Here is a 19,665-nt window from a genome sequence, read left to right as displayed (position 1 = left end):
GTATCGTTCGACGATTGAATCAACGGGGAAGCGATTCGCGTCGAAGGGCGGTAGAATCCCTCCCACTTTCAGTTATCCACAAGTGGCCGACCCTTGCTTATCGAGTCCCGTCGCCGCGCCTATCTGACCGCCATGCAGGTGGTCACCTGGCTGCCGCGTACCGAATTGCCATTTGCCGCCCCGTCGCGGCCCGAGCTGCTGGAAGCGCCCGAGCCGCCGGACATCGCGCCGGCCGTGACGACGCCTGTCGCCAGGACCGTTGCCGAACCGCCGACACCACCGGTCGAACGGCCGAAAATCGAGGTTCCGCGCCCCTCGGCTGCCGCCCGTGCACCTGCCAAACCGGCAGAGGAGGCACAAGAGCCGCCTGTCCCGGTCAGGGTCGCCCCGGTCCCGCCTCCGCGTTTCAGCCTGCAATTGCTGCGGGCCGGGCGCTGCCTGCTGTTGGTGGAGCTGCCCACGGGGGAGCCGTTCCAAAGCCGTGATCCGGCCTATCTGCTGCTCAAGGACATGCTGCGCGCCGCCGGCCTGCCGGACAGTCCGCAGATCGTCGGCGAACCGGTGCGCTGGCCGCTGTTGTCCCGCGGGACGATGGACCAGGGACCGGAGGCGGCGCGGGATTTCGTCCAGGGCTTCGTGTCGGCGCGGCTCGAGGACGCGCCCTGCGTGTGTCTTTGGTTGATCGGCCTGCCGGCGGTGAAGTTTGCTGGGGAGGCAGATGCCGAAGCGTTCAACCGCGAACTGCAGGTCAAGGGCCTGGGCTCGGCCTGGGCACTGCCTGGATTGGAACTGTTAATGGAAACGCCACAGCGCAAGGCTGAAGTCTGGCAAGCCATGCGCCGGCTGATGGCGCGCTGGAAAGAATCGAATGAGTGACGCTGTATCGTTCCGCCCGATGACCGAGGCGGACCTCGACGCTGTGCTGAAAATCGAATACGCGGCGTATAGCCACCCCTGGACCCGAGGGATCTTTCTCGATGGGTTGGGCAAATACCAGATCTGGTTGATGTTTGAAGGCCAACAGCAGGTAGGCCATGGTGTCGTGCAGATCATTCTCGACGAAGCGCACCTGCTCAACATCACCGTCAAGCCGGAAAACCAGGGCCGCGGCCTGGGCTTGCGCCTGCTGGAGCATTTGATGTCGGTAGCCTGCAAGGCCGAGGCCCGGGAGTGCTTCCTGGAGGTGCGCGACAGCAATCGCACGGCGTTCCGCCTGTACGAGCGCTATGGTTTCAACGAGATCGGCCGGCGGCGCGATTACTACCCGGCGGTGGGTGGGCGTGAATATGCGGTGGTGATGGCCTGCACTTTAGTGGACTGAATGTCACCCCTGTGGGAGCGGGCTTGCTCGCGAAAGCGGTGGGTCAGCTTGCATCTTTGCAACATATGACGCCGCTTTCGCGAGCAAGCCCGCTCCCACAAGGGATTTGCAGTGACTGTCGGTATTTAGCGCTTGCCATCCAGCGGATCGACCTGCGCCATCTCCGCCTCGTCCAACCCATCGCCCCCGCCGATGTCATTTTCACCCACCACGCTCAGATCCCAGTCAGCCTGTTCGTCTGCGCCGGCCTCGTGGGCATCCCGGGCGCCGTCTTCGCGGATGAGGGTTTCGGGGCTCATGTCATCGTCGGTCGGTTGGCGATCGTCCATGGACGCGCCCGTCAGGCCTGCTTCGCGTACGCGTTCAGGGGGGATCAGCTGTTCGCGCTCGTCTTCCGGCAGTTCGTCACCGATTTTCGCACTGGGCTGTTCATCATCGAACTCCAGCTCATGCATCGAGCCCATGCGGTCTTCGTTGTCGTCGATGGGTTCCGGTTGCGCCGCATCGAAAGGACGTCGTGAATCATTCATGGCTATTCCTCATGCTGTGGGCCTCTAATGGGTGGACCCGCCGCCGCGCCGGGAATTCCAACGGCATTAATGAAGTGACCTCGACCGGCGGTGTGGTGTCCAACATGCGGACTATTCTCGAGGGCTGGATAGCATGAACGAACTACAAGATCTGATTGATAACAACGCGCGCTGGGCCGATGCGATCAAGCAGGAGGATCCTGACTTCTTCGCCAAGCTGGCCCGTCAGCAGACCCCGGAATATCTGTGGATCGGCTGTTCCGATGCGCGGGTGCCGGCCAACGAGATCGTCGGCATGCTGCCGGGCGATCTGTTCGTGCACCGCAACGTGGCCAACGTGGTGCTGCACACCGACCTCAACTGCCTGTCGGTGATCCAGTACGCGGTTGACGTGCTCAAGGTCAAACACATCCTGGTCACCGGTCACTACGGTTGTGGCGGCGTTCGCGCCTCGATGCAGGACCGGCAACTGGGCCTGATCGATGGCTGGTTGCGCTCGATTCGCGACCTGTACTACGAACATCGCGAGGCATTGGCGCAATTGCCAACCGAAGAGGAACGCGTCGATCGTCTGTGCGAGCTCAACGTGATCCAGCAGGTGGCCAACGTCGGCCATACCAGCATCGTTCAGAACGCCTGGCACCGTGGTCAGAAACTGTCGATTCACGGTTGCATCTACGGCATCAAGGACGGGCGCTGGAAAAGCCTGGACACCACGATCAGCGGTTTCGAGCAACTGCCACCGCAGTATCGCCTGCGTCCGGTGGGCGCGCCCTGATCCCGGGTTCCTTGGCAGAGGGCGTCAGTCGCGGTGGCAGCGACGGCGCCAGCGCTTGAGGAACTTCATGCCTTGCTCGTTGGGTGGTTCGTCATAACCGGTGATCCACCCGTGGCAGTTGGACGAACCGCACCGGCAGGCAAACTGCCGGTACAGTTTCGGCTCCGTGCTGGCGTAATCCATGCTCAGGCTGTCGCCTTCCTGTATGGGCGTCAGGGACCATAGCCACAATTCGCTCATGTCCAAAAAGACATTGGGATTGCAGGAATGCGCCAGCAATCCGGCGAAGCGTGGGTCATACATGTGGATATCCGGCAGGATCTGCAGGGTGTGCAGGCGTCGTCGACCCAACAGAAGCCCCGACACACGACACATTCGTTCCATGGGGGCGAAGCGCTTGAGTGAGACGATTCCGCTGCCGCGCCCGTTGGCGCTACGTAGCACTTCGAAATCGCGCGCAGACGGATAACCCAGGCGAGTGCTGAGTTCTTTTTCCGGGTAGATACAGTCCCGGTTCTGTGAACTGGTTCTATCGGTCACAAAAATGGTCATGACGGTCCTTGTCGGCACAACACCCGACTTGCTGGCGCTGGGATCCTTCCAGCGTCGTGATTGACCCGGATAGTGTCGCCCCGATCAAGGGCGCTATCTACTGTCAACTCTGACAGGTGCCCATAGGACTTTCCCGCGTGAGCGCAGGCTGGCGCGGGAAAGCCATGAGATTTACACCGGTTCGGACGGCAATGGCATCGGCGTTTTCAATTGCGGGAGCTGCGACTTGATCGCCGGCGTCTCGCATTTCTGGGCCGCTTCAGCCGGTGTCAACTTGCGAACCGAGGTGTAGAACAATTCGCAGGTTTTTTCCTTTTGCGTGACCTGCCAGGTCTGGGTGCATTGGTTCAGCAGCGTGGTCGGATCGGTGCCCGGCTTGCTGCCCATGCCGGCCTGCCAGCACGCTGCGCTCAAATCCTGGCCCATGACCTTCAGGCCTGCCGCATCCGCCTTGGCCTCGTCGCCGTCGTAGCTCTCCGGGTCGGCGGCGTACCAGATATAGCTGGGGTGGTTGGAGCCCAGCACCGGCACCTTCAGCCCTGCCGCCGGGGTGATGGTCGCCAGGCCAAGCACGCCGACCGTCGGGCCGTACTGTGTCTTGATCCAGTTTCGCACCGGGGCACCGAAGGCCACCATTGGCAACGCGGCTCCGCTGGCGCCCTGGCTGACTTGCTTGACCATGGTGGTCTGGTAGTCATTGAAATAGTCGTAGACACCTTCCAGCGCCGAACCGGCATTGGACGGGGCGGCGATCGGCGCGATGTCGATGATGGTCTGGTAGGCCGGTGTCTGGTCGGCGGCGATGCCGTTGACGGTGAGCAGCGTGGCCCAGCGATCCGTGGTGGCCGATTCCAGGTAGTCCTGGGCCTGGGTCAGGGAGTAATCCGGCGGGAAGTGCAGCAGCTCGACGCTCTTGCGGTTTTCCAGGGCCATGCCCAGCGGCAGGAACAGGTACCAGTTGTAGGCCCATTTCTTGTCGCCGTTGAGCTTGGTGGCGCCCTTGTAGGCCAGGTCACCGGCGTCGAGCAACGCAGTCAGGGGTTGGCCATAGCCCTTCGGCACACCCGAAATGTGGGCGTAGACCTTGTCGTTGTCACGCTTGACGCTGACCTTGGCCGTGCCGTAGCCGTCGCGTTGCACGCTTTGGGTCAGGTAATGTTCGACGGTCTGTTCCAGGGTCCAGTCGCGAAAGCAGATGACGTTGCAGTTGTTGGGATAAGCGAAGAGGCGGGTCACGCGTTCGGTGCTGCCAAGCTGTACATCGATGTCGGCGTAAGCGGTGGCGCTCATGGCCAGGGCGGCAAGAGGAAGCACTGCGAGTTTATACATGCTCAGATCCTTTTCAGCGTATGGGCCCCTCGAAACAGGGCGCCCCCATACTGAAACAGACCGGGCCGAAGAAAAAGTGGGCCGATGTAAATATCGGCCCTTTTTTATGGCCTTATGGCATCACTGGTGGCAAATAAGTCAAAGTCGTTCCCAGCGCCCACAGCAATACCAGCACCAGAGGGGTGTGAACCAGCAGCTGCACGAAGGAAAACCCGATCAGATCCCGAGCCTTCAACCCCAGTACCCCCAACAGCGGCAGCATGTAGAACGGGTTGATCAGGTTCGGCAGCGCCTCGGCGGCGTTGTAGATCTGTACCGCCCAACCCAGGTGATAGTTCAAGTCGTTGGCCACCTGCATTACATAGGGCGCTTCGATGATCCATTTACCGCCGCCGGATGGAATGAAGAAGCCCAGTACCGCCGAATAGACACCCATCAACAAGGCGTAAGTGTCGTGGGAGGCGATCTGGACGAAAAAGGTCGAGATATGGTGGGCCAGGGTCTGGGCATCACTGCCCTTGACCGTGGTCAGCAGCGCGGCGATCGAACCGTAGAGCGGGAATTGGATCAAGACGCCGGTAGTCGTCGGTACAGCCCTGGCCACCGCGTCGAGGAAACTGCGCGGACGCCAGTGCAACAGCGCGCCGAGCATCAGGAACAGGAAGTTGTAGGTGTTGAGCCCGGAAATGGCGCTGATGGCGGGCTTGCTCGAAAACTCGTGAAACAGCCAGCCGGCGGCCAGCAATACCAGGGCAATGGTCAGCAACGGGCTGTGTTCCAGCCATTCGCCCGGACGGGTCCGCGGCTGCAAGGCCGGCATACTGAAGCTTGGGTCGATTCCGCAGGCGGCGGCATCACGGGCGCTGTTCGGGCCTGGGGCGGTCGCGTAGGCAACGATCAACGAAATCACGATCAACGCCAGCAACATCACCCCGGACTGCCACAGGAAAATGGTCTGGGTGAAAGGGATGACACCGGTGATCGACAGAATCGACGGCGGCAGGCTGGCCGGGTTGGCCTGCAATTGCGCCGCCGATGAGGACAGGCCCAGGGCCCATACCGCGCCCAGGCCCAGATAGGCGGCGGCGCCGGCGGCGCGATAGTCCATCTTCAGGTCTGTGCGACGGGCCAGGGCTCGTACCAGCAGGCCGCCGAACACCAGCGACAGGCCCCAGTTGAGCAACGACGCAACCATGGAGATCAGCGCCACCCAGGCCACCGCCGAACGGCCGTTCTTCGGAATCCGTGCCAGCCGATCGATCAGCTTGACGGCGGGCGGCGAGCTGGCAACCACATAGCCGCCGATCACGACGAAGGCCATTTGCATGGTGAACGGGATCAGGCTCCAGAAACCGTCGCCGAACGCCATGGCGGCGGCCGTGGGCGTGGCGCCAATGAATTGCGTCGCCACCGCGACGACCAGTACTGCCAGCGCGGCGAAGACCCAGGAGTCGGGAAACCAGCGCTCGGCAAAGCTGGAACAGCGTAAGGCGAAGCGGGCGGAGCGGCTGTCTTCGATGTCGGTGGTCACGGCAGTTACCTCGTTTTTATGGTTGGTTTTATGGGGGAGGGTATCTGGAGCGGTGGTGCCTCTGAGATCAGCGGCAACAGTAGAACAATCCCAATGACCCTGGGAGGAAGGGCAGGGTTCGCAAGGGCCCCGGAAATTTTTGCAGACCGACCAACGGTACTCTTTAGAAAAAAAATGCCAAGCCGATGGCAAGGGATGGATCCATTTATTTTCCTGCCTGTCGGAGCACGCCCATGTTCAATCAACGTTTGAAACAGGAGTTGTCGGCCCTTCGCCAAGAACTGTCCAGTCTCATGCAGGTAAAGGAAAGTCTGGACCGCGAAATGCTGGCCCTGACCTTCGACGCAGAGGGGCGTGTGAAAACGGTCAATCAGAAGTTCCTGGATGAAATGCATTACAAAGGCCAGGACCTGATCGGCCGATCTATCGAAGAGCTTGTTCCGGCCTATTTGAAATCCAATGAACACCAGCGTCGCTTCACGTCGGCGCTGACTCGTGGCGAGCATTTCTCCGGTGCCGTTCGCCTGCTGCGCGGCAATGGTCAGGAGGCGTGGTTGCGTTCGATCCTTCAGCCGGTACGGACCGTCGATGGCCGAATTCGCTATTTCTCCATGTATTCCAACGACCTGACCCGCACCATCGAGGGCTCTCGCGAGCATGAAAACCTCATTGGTGCATTGGTGCGTTCGACGGCTGTGATCGAGTTCGACCTGAACGGCCAGGTGCTGACAGCCAATGATCGTTTTCTCAGTGCCATGGGCTACAGCCTGGCGCAGATCAAGGGCAAACACCACCGCATGTTCTGCGGCCCGGAAGAATACAACAGCCCGGAGTACCAACAGTTCTGGAAGCGCCTGAACAGTGGCGAATTCGTCGCCGGTCGTTTCAAACGCATCGACAGCAACGGCCGTGAGGTGTGGCTGGAGGCGTCCTATAACCCGGTGGTCGATGCCAACGACCGGCTCTATAAAGTGGTCAAGTTCGCTACGGATATCACCGATCAGGTCAATCAGGAAAAAGCCGTCGCCGAGGCGGCGAATATCGCTTACAGCACTTCGCTGCATACCGACAACAGCGCACAGCGCGGTACAACCGTGGTGACCCAGGCCGTGGAAGTGATGCGCGAGCTGGCCCGGCACATGCAGACCGCCGGCGAGGGGATTGAGGCGCTGAATGAGCAATCCCTGGTGATCGGCACCATCGTCAAGACCATCAGCGGCATCGCCGAACAGACCAACCTGCTGGCGCTCAACGCGGCCATCGAGGCCGCCCGGGCCGGTGAGCAAGGCCGCGGTTTCGCGGTGGTGGCCGATGAAGTACGGCAACTGGCGTCGCGCACCAGCCAGGCAACCGATGAGATCGTTGGCGTAGTCCGCCAGAACCAGGACATGGCGCGTAATGCCGTATCGCTGATGAACGACGGCCAGCACCAGGCCGAACAGGGTCTGGCCCTGGCAGCCGAGGCGGGAAGCGTGATCGTCGAGATTCAGGACGGGGCGAAGAAGGTAGTGGATGCGGTGAGCCAGTTTGCTAACCAGCTGTCGACCTGAGGGGCGAACTGAAGACTCCGAACCCGCATCGGACGTCCGAACAACAGTGGTAAATCCTGTGCCGTCGTTTCATACAGATCGCAATCGCGAGCAGGCTCGCTCCCACGTGGGATAGATGCGGGAGCGAGCCTGCTCGCGATGATGACGACTCGGTGTCAATTCATTCCGAATTTCAATCCCCCAGCGCTTCACCCTCGCGCCGTGGATCCGCCCCACCGGCCAATGAGGTTTTCCCCTGCGCGTCGCGTACCCGGACAATCGCCTGGGTCCCGCTGGTCATGTCGATTTCGCTGACCGCATGGCCCTTGTCTTTCAGCGCCTGGATCAGCGTCGGGCTGAACTGGCCCTGTTCCAGTTCGGTGGGGCCGTTGCGGCTGCCGAAGTTGGGGAGGTTGATCGCGGTCTGTGGGTCCAGGTTCCAGTCCAGCAAGCCGATAACTGACTTGGCGACGTATTCGATGATCTGCGAGCCACCCGGCGAGCCGACGGTCGCCAACAGCTCACCGCTCTGGCGATCGAAGATCAGGGTCGGCGCCATGGACGAGCGCGGGCGCTTGCCGGGCTCGACACGGTTGGCAACTTTTTGTCCGTTCTCTTCGGGGATGAACGAAAAGTCGGTCATCTGGTTGTTGAGCATGAAGCCTTGAACCATCAGGTGCGAGCCGAACGCCGATTCCACTGTGGTGGTCATCGAGACGGCGCCGCCCTGGTCATCCACCGCCACCACCTGCGAGGTGGAGATGCGCAACGGTGAACGGTCCGGCGCATAGGCCACTTGCACACCCGGCGGCGTGCCCGGCTTGGCGACGCCCATGCTGCGCGGCCCGACCAGGGCGGCGCGGCTGGCCAGGTAACCGGCGTCGACCAAGCCTTTGACTGGCACGGGCACATAATCCGCATCGGCAACGTATTGGGCGCGGTCGGCGTAGGCCAGCCGCTCCGCTTCGGCAATCAGGTGCACCGCTTCGGGCGCGGGTTCCAGGCCGGCGGGTTTATCGGTCTTCAGCGGTTTCAAGGGGGCGAGGGCCATATGGCTGTCGCGTTGCTCCAGGGCCTGCAGCGTGCCAAGAATCTGCGCCACGGCGATGCCCCCGGAAGAGGGCGGCGCCATGCCGCAGACCTGCCAGCGTTTATAGTCGGTGCACAGCGGCGCTCGCTCCCGGGCGGTATAGCCCTTGAGGTCGTTCAAAGAAAGGCTGCCTGGGTTGGCATGGCCCTGCACCTTGGCGACGATCTCCCGGGCGACGGGCCCCTCGTACAACGCATCCGGGCCTTCGCTGGCGATGCGTTTCAGAACACCGGCCAATGCAGGATTCTTTAGCCGCGTGCCGACCGCTTTCGGGCTGCCGTCGTTGTTGAGGAAATAGGCGGCCATGTCCGGTGAACCCGGCAGGGACGAATCGCTAGCGATCATGGAGTGCAATCGTGGCGAAATGGCGAAACCGTTCTCCGCCAGAGCGATGGCCGGTTCGAACAGCGTGGCCCATTTCAAGCGGCCGTGTTTACGGTGGGCCAGTTCCAGCGCACGCAACACGCCCGGCGTACCGACCGAACGACCACCGATCTGGGCGGCGGTAAACGGCATGGGTTTGCCGTCGGCTTGCAGGAAAAGCTTCTCGGTGGCGCCGGCCGGTGCCGTTTCGCGGCCATCGTAGGTGCGTACGGCCTTGCCATCCCACAGCACAATGAATGCTCCCCCGCCGATGCCGGAAGACTGCGGCTCCACGAGTGTCAGGACCGCTTGCATCGCAATCGCCGCGTCGATGGCCGAGCCCCCGCGTCGCAGCATTTCCCGTCCGGCCTCGGCGGCCAGCGGATTTGCCGCCGCGGCCATGTGCTTACCGGCGTGTTGGGTCTGCAGGTCGGTGCGGTAGCCTGAAGCGATCTCCGGCGCGGTAGGTAATGGCGCAGTAGTGGTAGAGGAAGAAGGAGCCTTACAGGCAACGAGCGAGAGCGCGACAGCCAGCAGCGAAACGGCTGACAGACGATGAAGATTCGAACTGAAATTTGTAAGCACGTGTCGCTCCATCCGTGGCGGGGGATAGAGATCGACTGTAGCGATGCGAGGCGCGGGGTGCAATCGACGGAAACGCCACTGGAAATCCTGCGCGGTTTTCTTGAGGCATAAAAAAACGGCTTATCTTTCGATAAGCCGTTTTTAGTACTTGGTGGCTACACAGGGACTTGAACCCCGGACCCCAGCATTATGAATGCTATGCTCTAACCAACTGAGCTATGTAGCCAAGTGGCGCGCATTATTCGCCGCCAGCGAGGATGTGTCAAGCGTAAATCTGAAATATTTCTCTGCGCTTTCAACCGCTTATCCATACTCGCCGCAAATGCTCCTCAACCGAGTTGAAATCTTCCTGTGTTTGCACTCAAGGCCTGGCTTCCCTGGCTCAGGGTGTCCGCCGCGAGGTTCACGGCCCGTGCGCCATCGAGCAGGCGCATTGCCGCCTGGTCGACTTGCTGGATATTGCCGCTGACCTCATCGGCGGTGCTGGCTTGTTCGTCCACCGCCGTGGCGATTTGCGCCAGGGTATCGGTCACGCTCTGCACAGCGTTGGCGATTTCTCCCAATAGTTCGCCCAGGCTGGTGACGGCTTGGGCATCGGTCTGTGCCTGTTCGCAGGCGGCTTCCATCAGGCTGACAGCCTCGTTGACCGTGGCGCGCAGGCTGTCGACGGTGCCGGCGATCTGCTGCGTGGAGGACTGGGTGCGTTGTGACAGGCTGCGCACTTCGTCGGCCACCACCGCGAAGCCGCGACCCTGTTCTCCGGCGCGAGCGGCTTCGATGGCGGCGTTGAGAGCCAGCAGGTTGGTTTGTTCGGCCACGCCACGGATGGTGTCGACCACCATCTGGATCTGTTGCCCCTGTTCACTCACTCGGCCCAGTGCGGCGGCGGTGTCGTTGAGCCGCTGGTTGAGTTGCTGGATGCTGGCCGTGGTCCGTTGGCTGTCTCGGCTGCTGTCCGCGGCGATGCGCCGGGTCTGCTGGGCGCTGCCGGCAGCCTGTTCGCAGCTTTTCGCTACGCCCTGCGAGGTGGCGGCCAGTTGGGTTGCGGCGGCGGCAATCTGGCTGATCTGCATCTGCTGGGCTTCGACTTCTCCCAATGCATCGCTGGAATGGACATTGAGGGTGCGCACAGCGTTGCTCACCTGCGACGTCTCGTGATCCACCCCCAGTAGGCTGTTGCGCAATTGCACCACGGCGACGTTCAGGGCAGTGCTGATGGCCGCCAATTCATCGCGCCCTTGCACTGGCACTTGCAGGCTTAGGTTGCCATCACGCAAGGCTTCGGCCAGCAGGGTGATGCCGCTGGCGCTGCGGCGGATGGAGGCTTGCAGACAGATGAACAGATAAAGCGCCGCCAGCACCAGGCAGCCCAGCACCGTTGCCACCAGGATGAATTGGCGGACCGCCGTGCCGTGATAATGGTCCAGTCGGGTATCCAGCGCCACCAGGGATTGCTGGCGCAGGGAGGCCAGGTCCGTCAGGAGGGTGTCCATGTGCTTCTCGAAATCTTCCGGCTTGAGACTGATGGAGCCGCCGAACACACCGTCGTCCAGTACCTTCAGTTCGGCATCCAAATGCTTGAGGCTGCCCTGATATTGTCCAGCCCAGCCTTGCAATTCGCTGGGCAGGCGAGCTTCGAGGAGCCCGCCGGTCTTGAGCAACTGATCCCGGGAATCGCCGATCCGGCTGCGCAGGTCGCGCAGTTGCAGGCGGCTTTGCAAACTGAATTGACCCGACACCACCGAAGCCTGGCCGACGCTCGCCAGGCGGCCGACCCGTTCGATCAGGTCGGGTGTCTGCTGGGTCGAGATCTGGGTCAGCAAATAGGTTTCCAGCCAGGAGGCGAGGGTCAGGCGATTGTCCATGACGATCTGCTCGCGCAGGGCTTGCAGGGCATTGAGCGATGCAGTGAAGCGGTCGTAGCCATCCGGCCACCAACCCACGGTACCCAGGCTTTTCGAATCCAGGACCTTGAGGCTGTCTTGCAGGGCTTGATAGCGGGCGAGGGTGGCGCCTTCGGCCCCTTCGGTCTGCAAGGCTGTGCCCAGCTCGTTGGCGGCCTGGTTGAGGGCCGGTTGCACGGCGTCGAAAGAAGCCATCGCCGCCAGCGTGGCGGGGGTCGGTTGTCGATTGGTTTCCGTGGCTCGCCAACGGGCCGCGCGGTTGCGCTGGGCGGTGAGCAGATTGTCCAGGTTGTCCAGCGCCAGCAATTGGCGCACCCCGGCACGCTCGCCGGAGATCAGGCTCAATTTGTCACGGTAGTCCTGGCCAATGATCCACAGGCTCCCCATGAGCGGCAGAATGAAAAGCAGGAACAGCAACTGGAATTTACGGGCGAAACCGAAACGTCCCAGCCATCTGATGCCCGGCGATAGAAAAGCGTGCATGCCCATACTCCCCTGAACACCTTTGCACTGTTTTTGTGCGTTTCTACACAAGTGCTGAAACAGGTGTTCTTTTAAAAGGCCTCGAAAGCTCGTCCAGACCCGCTCTGTGGGCGGGTTTTGTAGCGAAACTTCCCATTCTCGGTCCCCTTTGTAAGGGGACGCATCGTCGGGGATAAGCAAGGCAAGATTCAGACCATGGCGTTGAGCTATCACCTTGTCCCGCGGGAATTTTTTACGGTCGATAGCAAGCTAAGGGGATAGCCTTGCTGCACCGAAAAATGGCACATTGACGCACCTGCCCGTGCGCACCCATCCGTTGTATGGAAACTTCCCATGGCTCTCAGCAATACCCAGGCTGGCACCCCTTCCACTCCGGCCGCAGCCCAAAGCAGCCCATTGGTCATGCGCATCATCGGCGCCGTGGCGTTGGCGCATCTGATCAATGACTTGATCCAGGCAGTGCTGCCCTCGATCTATCCGATGCTCAAGGACAGCTATGGCCTGACCTTCACCCAGGTGGGCCTGATCACGTTGACCTTCCAACTCACTGCTTCTCTGCTGCAACCCTGGGTCGGCTACCACACCGACCGGCACCCCAAGCCCTGGCTGCTGCCGGCCGGTACGGTGTGCACATTGGTCGGTATCGTGATGATGTCCATGGTTGGCAGCTTTGCCTTGATCCTGCTGGCCGCCGCGCTGATCGGCATCGGTTCCTCGACCTTCCACCCGGAAGCTTCGCGGGTCGCCCGGCTCGCCTCGGGCGGTCGTTATGGCCTGGCGCAATCGACATTCCAGGTCGGCGGCAACGCCGGCTCGGCATTCGGTCCCTTGTTGGCGGCGGCGATCATCATTCCCTATGGGCAAGGCAACGTGGCCTGGTTCGGTGTGTTCGCGCTGTTTGCATTGTTCGTGCTGTACCGGATCAGTCGCTGGTACGCCAACCACTTGAACCTGTTCAAGCTCAAGCAGGGCCAGGCGGCCACCCATGGTTTGTCCAGGGGCAGGGTCCTGAGTGCGCTGGTGGTGCTGGGCTTGCTGGTGTTCTCCAAGTATTTCTACATGGCCAGTTTCACCAGTTACTTCACGTTCTACCTGATCGAGAAATTCGACCTGTCGGTGGCCTCGTCGCAGTTGCACCTGTTCCTGTTCCTCGGCGCGGTGGCGGCGGGCACCTTTTTCGGTGGCCCGATTGGCGACCGGATCGGGCGTAAGGCCGTGATCTGGTTCTCGATTCTTGGCGTGGCGCCGTTCACCCTGGTCCTGCCTTATGTCGATCTGCTGTGGACCAGCATCCTCAGCATGGTGATCGGCTTCGTCCTTGCCTCGGCGTTCTCGGCCATCGTGGTGTACGCCCAGGAACTGGTGCCGGGCAACGTCGGGATGATCGCCGGCGTGTTTTTCGGGTTGATGTTCGGCTTCGGCGGGATCGGTGCGGCGCTGCTGGGGCATCTGGCGGACATTCGCGGCATAGAATACGTGTACTGGTTGTGCTCGTTCCTGCCGTTGTTCGGGGTGTTGGCGATTTTTCTGCCTAGAACAAAAAAAGCCTGAGCCGAGCCATGAGTGCTGCGAAGGCCAGCGGGACTGCTTGATGGCGTGTCTCGGCTGGCTGCGCAGTCACTGCGCTTGCCGGATTGTCTTCCTCGTCCTTGCGACTAAAGTACTGCCTCGTCTAAGCCTCAAGTTGATAGGGCCGAACTATGCCCCATGTTAATTTGCTGCCGTGGTTATTGGTTTGAATGGATTCTGCGGCCGTATTCAAGGGTGACCCTGTGGTTACAGCAAAGGCAGGCTTCACATTCTTTCCATCGATTGCCCTTATCCCCAGGGAGCAGCCTGCTCTGGATAAGGCCCTCTGTTTTTGATTCGAATATCTTTTCTTCTTTCCGAGCGGAAAGAGATGGATTTGTGCCCACCAACCCGCCACGTTTCAACGCTTTAAAGCTGTATCGCCATGCCCTTGAGGGCGTTCGCCCGGGTATCGCGTAAGCAGCAGTGATCGATTGTTATTCGCCGAGTCGTGCACACGTTGGAAGGCCGTCGTCGTTGACGTTGGCAATAAACAGAATCAGGCAGGGGTTGATATGAAGTTCAAGTCATTGCAGGCACGTATTTGTGTCACGGCAGGCGTGTGCCTGTTTGTTTCGTCCATCAGCCTGGTGGTTTACGGGCTCTTCAGCGCGCGCTCCAATGAACATTACGTTTCTACGGAAGTTTCCGCGCTGGTTGAGAAGGCAACGATCCGGGAAATTCAAAACCTGGCCGAATCCCGCGCCAATGCCATCCAGGCCAAACTGCAAAATGCGCTGGATGCGGCGCGCACCATGGCCAATACCTTTGCCGCCAGCAAGGCTTCGCAAGGTCATCTGGCGTTGGGACGGGATCAGATCAACGCCGTGTTGCTCAGCGTGCTCAAGGATAACCCTGACTTCAACGGCACTTATTCCTGCTGGGAGCCGGATGCCTTGGACGGGCAGGATCTTGCGTTTCGTAATGCCCCGGACGGCAGCAACCCACTGACGGGACGTTTCACTCCCTACTGGACACGCGGCGCCGACGGTCATGTCGCGGTGCAACCGTTGGTTGAGTACGATTCTGCGGACCGCCATCCCAATGGAGTGCTCAAGGGCGGTTGGTACAGTGGTCCACGCGATACGCTGAAGGAAAGCGTGCTGGATCCCATTCCCTATGTGGTTCAGGGAAAAAACGTATGGCTGACCACGCTGTCGGTCCCCATCGTTTCCAACGGCAAGTTCTATGGCGTGGTCGGGGCTGACTTCGATATCGCCTTCATCCAGAAACTCAGCGAGCAGATGTCTGCCGATCTGTACGGCGGCCAAGGCACGGTGTCCATCCTGAGCAACCAGGGGCTGGTGGTCGCGGACAGTCGACGTACCGACCTGATCGGCCAGCCCCTCAAGGCCTTGCTGCCTGACGCCTGGGAAAAAGTGCTCCAGGATATCCAGGGGGCTCGGGGTAACGGCCTGCTCAACGCGCAAACGCAGGACATCGAAGTGTTGATGCCCATCACGCTCGGTCGCACCGGCAAGCCCTGGGCGGTGCTGATTCGTTTACCCAAGGCCGTGGTCATGAGTCAGGCCATTGCGTTGGAGCAGGAGCTGCAGGCGCGCAGCATCGACAACAGCATCTGGCAGGTGTCGGTAGGGCTGGCTATCTCGCTGCTGGCCCTGGTCGCCCTTTGGTTTGCCAGCGCGAAAATCGTCGGGCCGATCCGCGAGGCCGCCGCCTTGGCCGCCAACATCAGCCTGGGGGACTTTTCCCGTCGCCTGGTGCAGAAATCGGAAGACGAAGTCGGACAACTATCCGTGGCGCTCAACGATATGTCTGACAGCCTGCAACGGCAGGTCATCGTGGCCGAGCGCATTTCCGAAGGCGACCTGGACCTGGAGGTCCGGCTCTCTTCACCTCACGACACGCTGGGCAAGGCGCTGGAAAAGATGGTCAGCAACCTCAATCAGCTGATCTCCGAAGTCCAGACCAGCGCCACGCGGATCACCGGCAGTTCGGCGCAAGTTACCGACCTGAGCCAGTCGTTGTCCGATGGCGCTTCCAATTCCGCGTCGTCCATCACAGAAATCAGTGCGGTAATGACGCAAATGGCTGCCCAGACGAGGGACAACGCCGCTAACGCCAAGAAAGCCGATGAACAATCCCAGGCGTCGAGGGCGGATGCGGGGGAGAGCGACAAATTGATGAGCGAACTGATTGCCGCCATGGCCGAGATCGACAGCTCGGGCAAAGACATTACGGCGATCATCACGACCATCGACAACATTGCCGCGCAAACCAACCTGTTGGCCCTGAATGCGGCCATCGAAGCGGCCCGTGCGGGTGAGCTTGGACGTGGTTTTGCCGTGGTGGCCGATGAGGTGCGCAGTCTGGCCGCCCGCAGCGCCGAAGCGGCCCAGCAAACAGCCACGCTGATCGCCGACTCTTCGAGCAAGACGCAACGCGGCATGGTCATCGCGGCCCGGACTGCCGAGTCACTCAAGAACATCGTCAGCGGAACCAGCTCGGTGTCCAATCTGGTATCGCTGATCTATCAAGCCTCCAGCGAGCAGGCTTCGGGTTTGCAGCAGGCGAGCATCGGGCTCGAGCAGATCGATGAAGTGACGCAGAAGAACCAGTCGAACTCACAGGACTGCGCGGTGGCGGCCAAGGATCTTTCAGAGCGGGCTTCGTTGATGCAACGGGTGCTGAGTCGCTTCAAGGTCAAAAAGATTTAGTCCCATCCAGGCCGTCTGTCGGCATCAGGCAGTGATGCCGTTGGGAAGTCCCCGTATCGGTGAGTGATGCGGGGCATGCTTTGTCAGATCCTGTAATGATTCGCCTCGTATGAAGCTTCCTGAAACGCTGTAGGATTTTTATCCCAAATTGATTTCAGGCTTCTAATGAGCACCGCCCAGGAACCTCCCAGTCGTTTTTTCCGACCCGCAAATCGTCTCCATCCTGCGATGAAATTCCGAGGGAGCGCATAACCCATGGAATGGATCGCTGACCCCACGGCATGGCTTGGCCTGCTGACCCTGATCGTGCTGGAGCTGGTGCTCGGCATCGATAACCTCGTATTCATCGCTATCCTGGCGGACAAACTTCCACCGGAGCAGCGTGACCGTGCCCGTGTCATTGGCTTGTCCCTGGCCTTGTTGATGCGCCTTGGCCTGCTGGCCAGCATTTCCTGGATGGTGACCCTGACCGCGCCGCTGTTCGAGGTATTCGGCAAGTCTTTTTCGGGCCGGGACCTGATCATGCTGTTCGGTGGTGTGTTCCTGTTGTTCAAGGCCACCATGGAATTGCATGAGCGACTTGAAGGGCATGTGGCGCAGCGTTCAGGCGGCGCGGCCTATGCGCTGTTCTGGCCTATCGTTGCGCAGATCGTGGTGCTCGATGCGGTGTTCTCGCTGGACGCGGTCATCACCGCGGTGGGTATGGTGGAGCACCTGTCGGTCATGATGATCGCGGTGGTGTTCTCCATCGGCTTGATGATCGTCGCCAGCAAGCCGCTGACCACCTTCGTCAACGGCCACCCGACCGTCATCATGCTGTGCCTGGGCTTCCTGATGATGATCGGCTTCAGCCTCACCGCCGAAGGCCTGGGCTTCCACATCCCGAAAGGTTACCTCTACGCCGCGATTGGCTTCTCCATTCTGATCGAACTGTTCAACCAGTTGGCCCGTGCGCGTCGCAAGAAGAGCCTGCAAGGCCATCGCCCTATGCGCGAGCGTACTGCCCATGCGGTGTTGCGCTTGCTCGGGGGGCAAAAACTGGGGGTGGAGGAGGTCGGTGAAGAGATCGCCGACATGCTCGCCGGTGATGAAACCGAGCAAGTCTTCGATCGACGGGAGCGGGTCATGATCAGCGGCGTGTTGCAGTTGGCGGAGCGCCCGATACGCACTGTCATGACTCACCGCGCCGATGTCGATCACATCGACTTGGCCGACACTCCAGAGGAGATTCGTACACGGCTGATGCACTCTTCCTACTCCAGACTGCCGTTGATTCGCGAGGGCAGGGTGGATGAACCGTTGGGCTTCGTCCATAAAAAGGAGCTGCTCAAGGAGCTGCTGGCGGGCAATCAACCCCGCCTGGAAGCCATGGCGCGCAAGACCATCAACCTGCTGGAGAGCTTCACGATTCTCAACGCGCTGGAGCAGATGCGTAAGGAGTCGACGCACATTGCCTTCGTGGTGAACGAGTTCGGCGACTTCATTGGCCTGCTCACCATGACTGACATTCTGGAGTCCATCGCCGGTGAGTTGCCCGATGCCAGTGAAATCGAGGGGCCGAATATCGTGGCCCAGGAGGGCGGTTTCCTGGTCAACGGCGCGTTGAACCTCAGCCAGATCCGCGAACATACCGGCTTCCAGGCGAAGGCCACCGATGATTACCAGACGCTGGCGGGATTGGTCATGAGCTTGCTGGATCGCTTGCCGGTCATTGGCGATGAACTCCAATGGCAAGCATGGCGCATGACCGTTGTCGAAGTCCAGGAGCGTCGGGTTACGCGGGTTCTGTTGCGTCCTGATGAATTTGAGCGCGCATCCAGTCGATAAACACCTGCGTCTCAGCGGCGGCGTCCTGGGCGACGCCGTAGTAATAACGGGTCAATGGCAGGCGCAGGGAAGGAAACGGGGAGGTCAGTCGCCCTGTGGACAAGTCCCTGCCCAGCAATGATGCAGGACACAGGGCGATACCCAAGCCGTCGATGGCGGCTTGCAGCACCAGATGCATGTGGTCGAATTGCAAAGCGGGTTGAGTGTGTCGCTGAGTGATACCCGCGTGTCTGGCCCAGTCCTGCCAGTCGCTGCTGCGGGTCCTTCCCGTCAGCAGCGTGTGTCGGACCAGATCGCTGGGGCTGTCCAGCGGCTGGCTTTGCAGCAGTGACGGTGCGGCGACCAACACCAGGTCATCTTCCAGTAATGCATGAGGTTGGACATTGGCTGACCATCCAGCTTTTGCGCGGCGTATCACAACATCAAATGTTTCACGCACGTGATCCGGTGGCAGGGTGCTGGTGATCACTTCAGGCTGGATATCCGGATACAGCGCCATGAAGTTCGGCAAGCGCGGGATCAACCAGCGCACCGCAAAGGAGGGGCGCACGTTGATTCTGACTTTGCGCAGCGAAGCGCCCCGGGTCAGGGTGGTTGCCGCATCGGCGATCTGCGCCAGGGCCACACTGACCTGCTCATAAAATGTCTGGCCGGCCGGCGTCAGCAGTGATTGCCGGGTTCGACGCTCGAAAAGCAGCACCCCCAGGCGTTCCTCCAGCAACTTGATATGACGGCTGACAGCGCTGTGGCTGACATGCAGCTCTTCGGCCGCACGGCTGAAGCTCTGGTGGCGAGCGGCAGCGGCGAAGGCGCGAACGGCGTTCAAGGGGGGCAGGTTGGAAATCATGTGTCTAATTTAGTCACATCACCGGTCCAATTAAAGCGTTTGTCAGCGATGTCTGTTCACATCACTCTGGGCTCCGCCGCTTTGTTGGAGTGATTTATGGGCAATTACGGACTGTTTCTGATTCTGGCAACCCTGACCGTGCTCAGCCCTGGCCCTGGGGTGGTGCTGACGATTTCCAACGCCTTGCGCCATGGTTGGAGCGGTTCGCTGCCCGGCGTCTGTGGTATCGCACTCGGCGCTTTTGTCGTGGCAGGTATCAGCGCCAGTAGCGTAGGGCTGATCCTTGCTGCGTCGGCTACAGCGTTCACCTTTCTCAAATATGCCGGTGCCCTGTATTTGTTGTACCTGGGAATCAAGATGTGGCGTACGAAGCGTTTTCTCCCTGAGCCCAGCACCACCTCGTCGCGACCGTGGCGACGATTTATCGAGGCATTGTCGATCCAGTTATTGAACCCCAAGGCGGGTTTCTTCTTTCTCGCTGTGTTTCCTCAGTTCATCGAGCCAGGGGCTGACTATTTCGACCAGTTTTTCCTGCTGGTTTCTTCCTATGGCCTTCTCGTCGTATTGGTTCATGGCGCATACGCCCTCATGGCCAATGGTGCAAGGAGCTGGCTCTCCACCAACAGGGCAGCCGGGATTGTCGGCAAGCTGTCGGGCATCACTTTCTTCTGCTTTGGCGTGTTGATGGCTACCGCAAGTAAATGAAGGGGGCTTCTGTCGCAGATGTGAGATGGCGAAGCTTCTTGTTA

At 60.6% G+C, this 19,665-nt stretch carries 15 protein-coding genes, 1 tRNA gene and 2 pseudogenes; 10 read left to right on the top strand and 8 right to left on the bottom strand.

The genetic code is table 11. The annotated features are described in order from the left end of the window. Positions 1 to 93: 93 nt before the first annotated feature. Together EGM97_RS24780 and rimI are read left to right on the top strand one after the other, a co-directional pair. On the top strand, positions 94 to 876 hold the full coding sequence (locus EGM97_RS24780) for an energy transducer TonB (RefSeq protein WP_238962313.1): 783 nt from the start codon (positions 94 to 96) through the stop codon (positions 874 to 876). Beyond that, on the top strand, positions 869 to 1,321 hold the full coding sequence (gene rimI, locus EGM97_RS24775) for a ribosomal protein S18-alanine N-acetyltransferase (protein ID WP_238962312.1): 453 nt from the start codon (positions 869 to 871) through the stop codon (positions 1,319 to 1,321). The genes EGM97_RS24780 and rimI overlap by 8 nt, the downstream gene beginning before the upstream one ends. 125 nt (positions 1,322 to 1,446) lie before the next feature. On the opposite strand, the gene EGM97_RS24770 is transcribed toward rimI, so the two are convergent. Then, complete coding sequence (locus EGM97_RS24770) at positions 1,447 to 1,851, bottom strand: serine kinase/phosphatase (RefSeq protein ID WP_238962311.1); 405 nt, start codon at positions 1,849 to 1,851, stop codon at positions 1,447 to 1,449. A 133-nt stretch (positions 1,852 to 1,984) separates the two neighbouring features. Between EGM97_RS24770 and can the strand changes: the two genes are divergently transcribed. Continuing rightward, positions 1,985 to 2,629 (top strand): carbonate dehydratase, encoded by a 645-nt coding sequence (gene can / locus EGM97_RS24765; RefSeq protein ID WP_041023284.1) that lies wholly within the window; start codon positions 1,985 to 1,987, stop codon positions 2,627 to 2,629. Positions 2,630 to 2,653: 24 nt separating this feature from the next. Here the strand turns inward: can and EGM97_RS24760 are convergent, their stop codons facing one another. The 3 genes from EGM97_RS24760 to EGM97_RS24750 form a co-directional block, all read right to left on the bottom strand. After that, the gene (locus EGM97_RS24760; protein WP_238962310.1) at positions 2,654 to 3,181 is read right to left on the bottom strand and encodes an SET domain-containing protein; all 528 of its coding nucleotides are present in this window, start codon (positions 3,179 to 3,181) and stop codon (positions 2,654 to 2,656) included. Between the two features lie 171 nt (positions 3,182 to 3,352). Beyond that, positions 3,353 to 4,510 (bottom strand): hypothetical protein, encoded by a 1,158-nt coding sequence (locus EGM97_RS24755; RefSeq protein WP_238962309.1) that lies wholly within the window; start codon positions 4,508 to 4,510, stop codon positions 3,353 to 3,355. Between the two features lie 112 nt (positions 4,511 to 4,622). Then, on the bottom strand, positions 4,623 to 6,041 hold the full coding sequence (locus EGM97_RS24750; RefSeq protein ID WP_238962308.1) for a short-chain fatty acid transporter: 1,419 nt from the start codon (positions 6,039 to 6,041) through the stop codon (positions 4,623 to 4,625). 185 nt (positions 6,042 to 6,226) lie between these two features. Between EGM97_RS24750 and EGM97_RS24745 the strand changes: the two are divergent. Continuing rightward, a pseudogene (locus tag EGM97_RS24745) lies at positions 6,227 to 7,051 on the top strand (PAS domain-containing protein); the annotation flags it as partial. Between the two features lie 108 nt (positions 7,052 to 7,159). After that, positions 7,160 to 7,591 carry a methyl-accepting chemotaxis protein gene (locus tag EGM97_RS24740; protein WP_232776565.1) on the top strand — a complete coding sequence of 144 codons (432 nt, stop codon included), beginning with the start codon at positions 7,160 to 7,162 and terminating at the stop codon, positions 7,589 to 7,591. A gap of 172 nt (positions 7,592 to 7,763) precedes the next feature. Here the strand turns inward: EGM97_RS24740 and ggt are convergent, their stop codons facing one another. The 3 genes from ggt to EGM97_RS24725 all read right to left on the bottom strand — a co-directional run bounded on the left by ggt (position 7,764) and on the right by EGM97_RS24725 (position 11,995). Continuing rightward, positions 7,764 to 9,608: a gamma-glutamyltransferase gene (gene ggt, locus EGM97_RS24735; RefSeq protein ID WP_477788868.1), complete on the bottom strand. Its 1,845-nt coding sequence runs from the start codon at positions 9,606 to 9,608 to the stop codon at positions 7,764 to 7,766. A 149-nt stretch (positions 9,609 to 9,757) separates the two neighbouring features. Further along, positions 9,758 to 9,834: transfer RNA gene (locus tag EGM97_RS24730), tRNA-Met, on the bottom strand. Positions 9,835 to 9,937: 103 nt separating this feature from the next. Continuing rightward, positions 9,938 to 11,995, bottom strand: coding sequence for a methyl-accepting chemotaxis protein (locus EGM97_RS24725; protein WP_238962307.1), 2,058 nt, complete (start codon positions 11,993 to 11,995; stop codon positions 9,938 to 9,940). A gap of 333 nt (positions 11,996 to 12,328) precedes the next feature. Between EGM97_RS24725 and EGM97_RS24720 the strand changes: the two genes are divergently transcribed. The 4 genes and pseudogenes from EGM97_RS24720 (at position 12,329) to EGM97_RS24705 (ending at position 18,069) form a co-directional block, all read left to right on the top strand. Then, on the top strand, positions 12,329 to 13,546 hold the full coding sequence (locus EGM97_RS24720; RefSeq protein ID WP_238962306.1) for an MFS transporter: 1,218 nt from the start codon (positions 12,329 to 12,331) through the stop codon (positions 13,544 to 13,546). Between the two features lie 533 nt (positions 13,547 to 14,079). Beyond that, positions 14,080 to 15,342 (top strand): annotated as a pseudogene (locus EGM97_RS24715) (PDC sensor domain-containing protein); the annotation flags it as partial. Then, positions 15,337 to 16,242: a methyl-accepting chemotaxis protein gene (locus tag EGM97_RS24710; protein ID WP_477788869.1), complete on the top strand. Its 906-nt coding sequence runs from the start codon at positions 15,337 to 15,339 to the stop codon at positions 16,240 to 16,242. The pseudogene EGM97_RS24715 and the gene EGM97_RS24710, both read left to right, overlap by 6 nt. A 255-nt stretch (positions 16,243 to 16,497) precedes the next feature. Further along, positions 16,498 to 18,069: a TerC family protein gene (locus EGM97_RS24705; RefSeq protein ID WP_238962304.1), complete on the top strand. Its 1,572-nt coding sequence runs from the start codon at positions 16,498 to 16,500 to the stop codon at positions 18,067 to 18,069. Here EGM97_RS24705 and gcvA read toward each other — a convergent pair. Beyond that, entirely contained in the window at positions 18,017 to 18,916 is a 900-nt protein-coding gene (gene gcvA, locus EGM97_RS24700; RefSeq protein ID WP_238962303.1) for a transcriptional regulator GcvA, read from the bottom strand. The two genes, EGM97_RS24705 and gcvA, sit on opposite strands and share 53 nt — an antisense overlap. A 96-nt stretch (positions 18,917 to 19,012) precedes the next feature. Here gcvA and EGM97_RS24695 point away from each other — a divergent pair, with 96 nt between their 5' ends. Continuing rightward, positions 19,013 to 19,621 carry a LysE family translocator gene (locus EGM97_RS24695; RefSeq protein ID WP_238962302.1) on the top strand — a complete coding sequence of 203 codons (609 nt, stop codon included), beginning with the start codon at positions 19,013 to 19,015 and terminating at the stop codon, positions 19,619 to 19,621. Positions 19,622 to 19,665 lie beyond the last annotated feature (44 nt).

The organism is Pseudomonas sp. AF32, assembly GCF_022342325.2.
In the GTDB taxonomy this organism is placed as follows: domain Bacteria; phylum Pseudomonadota; class Gammaproteobacteria; order Pseudomonadales; family Pseudomonadaceae; genus Aquipseudomonas; species Aquipseudomonas uvaldensis.
The sequence above is the reverse complement of the archived record's forward strand: the minus strand, read 5'-3'. Positions and strand labels throughout refer to the sequence as shown.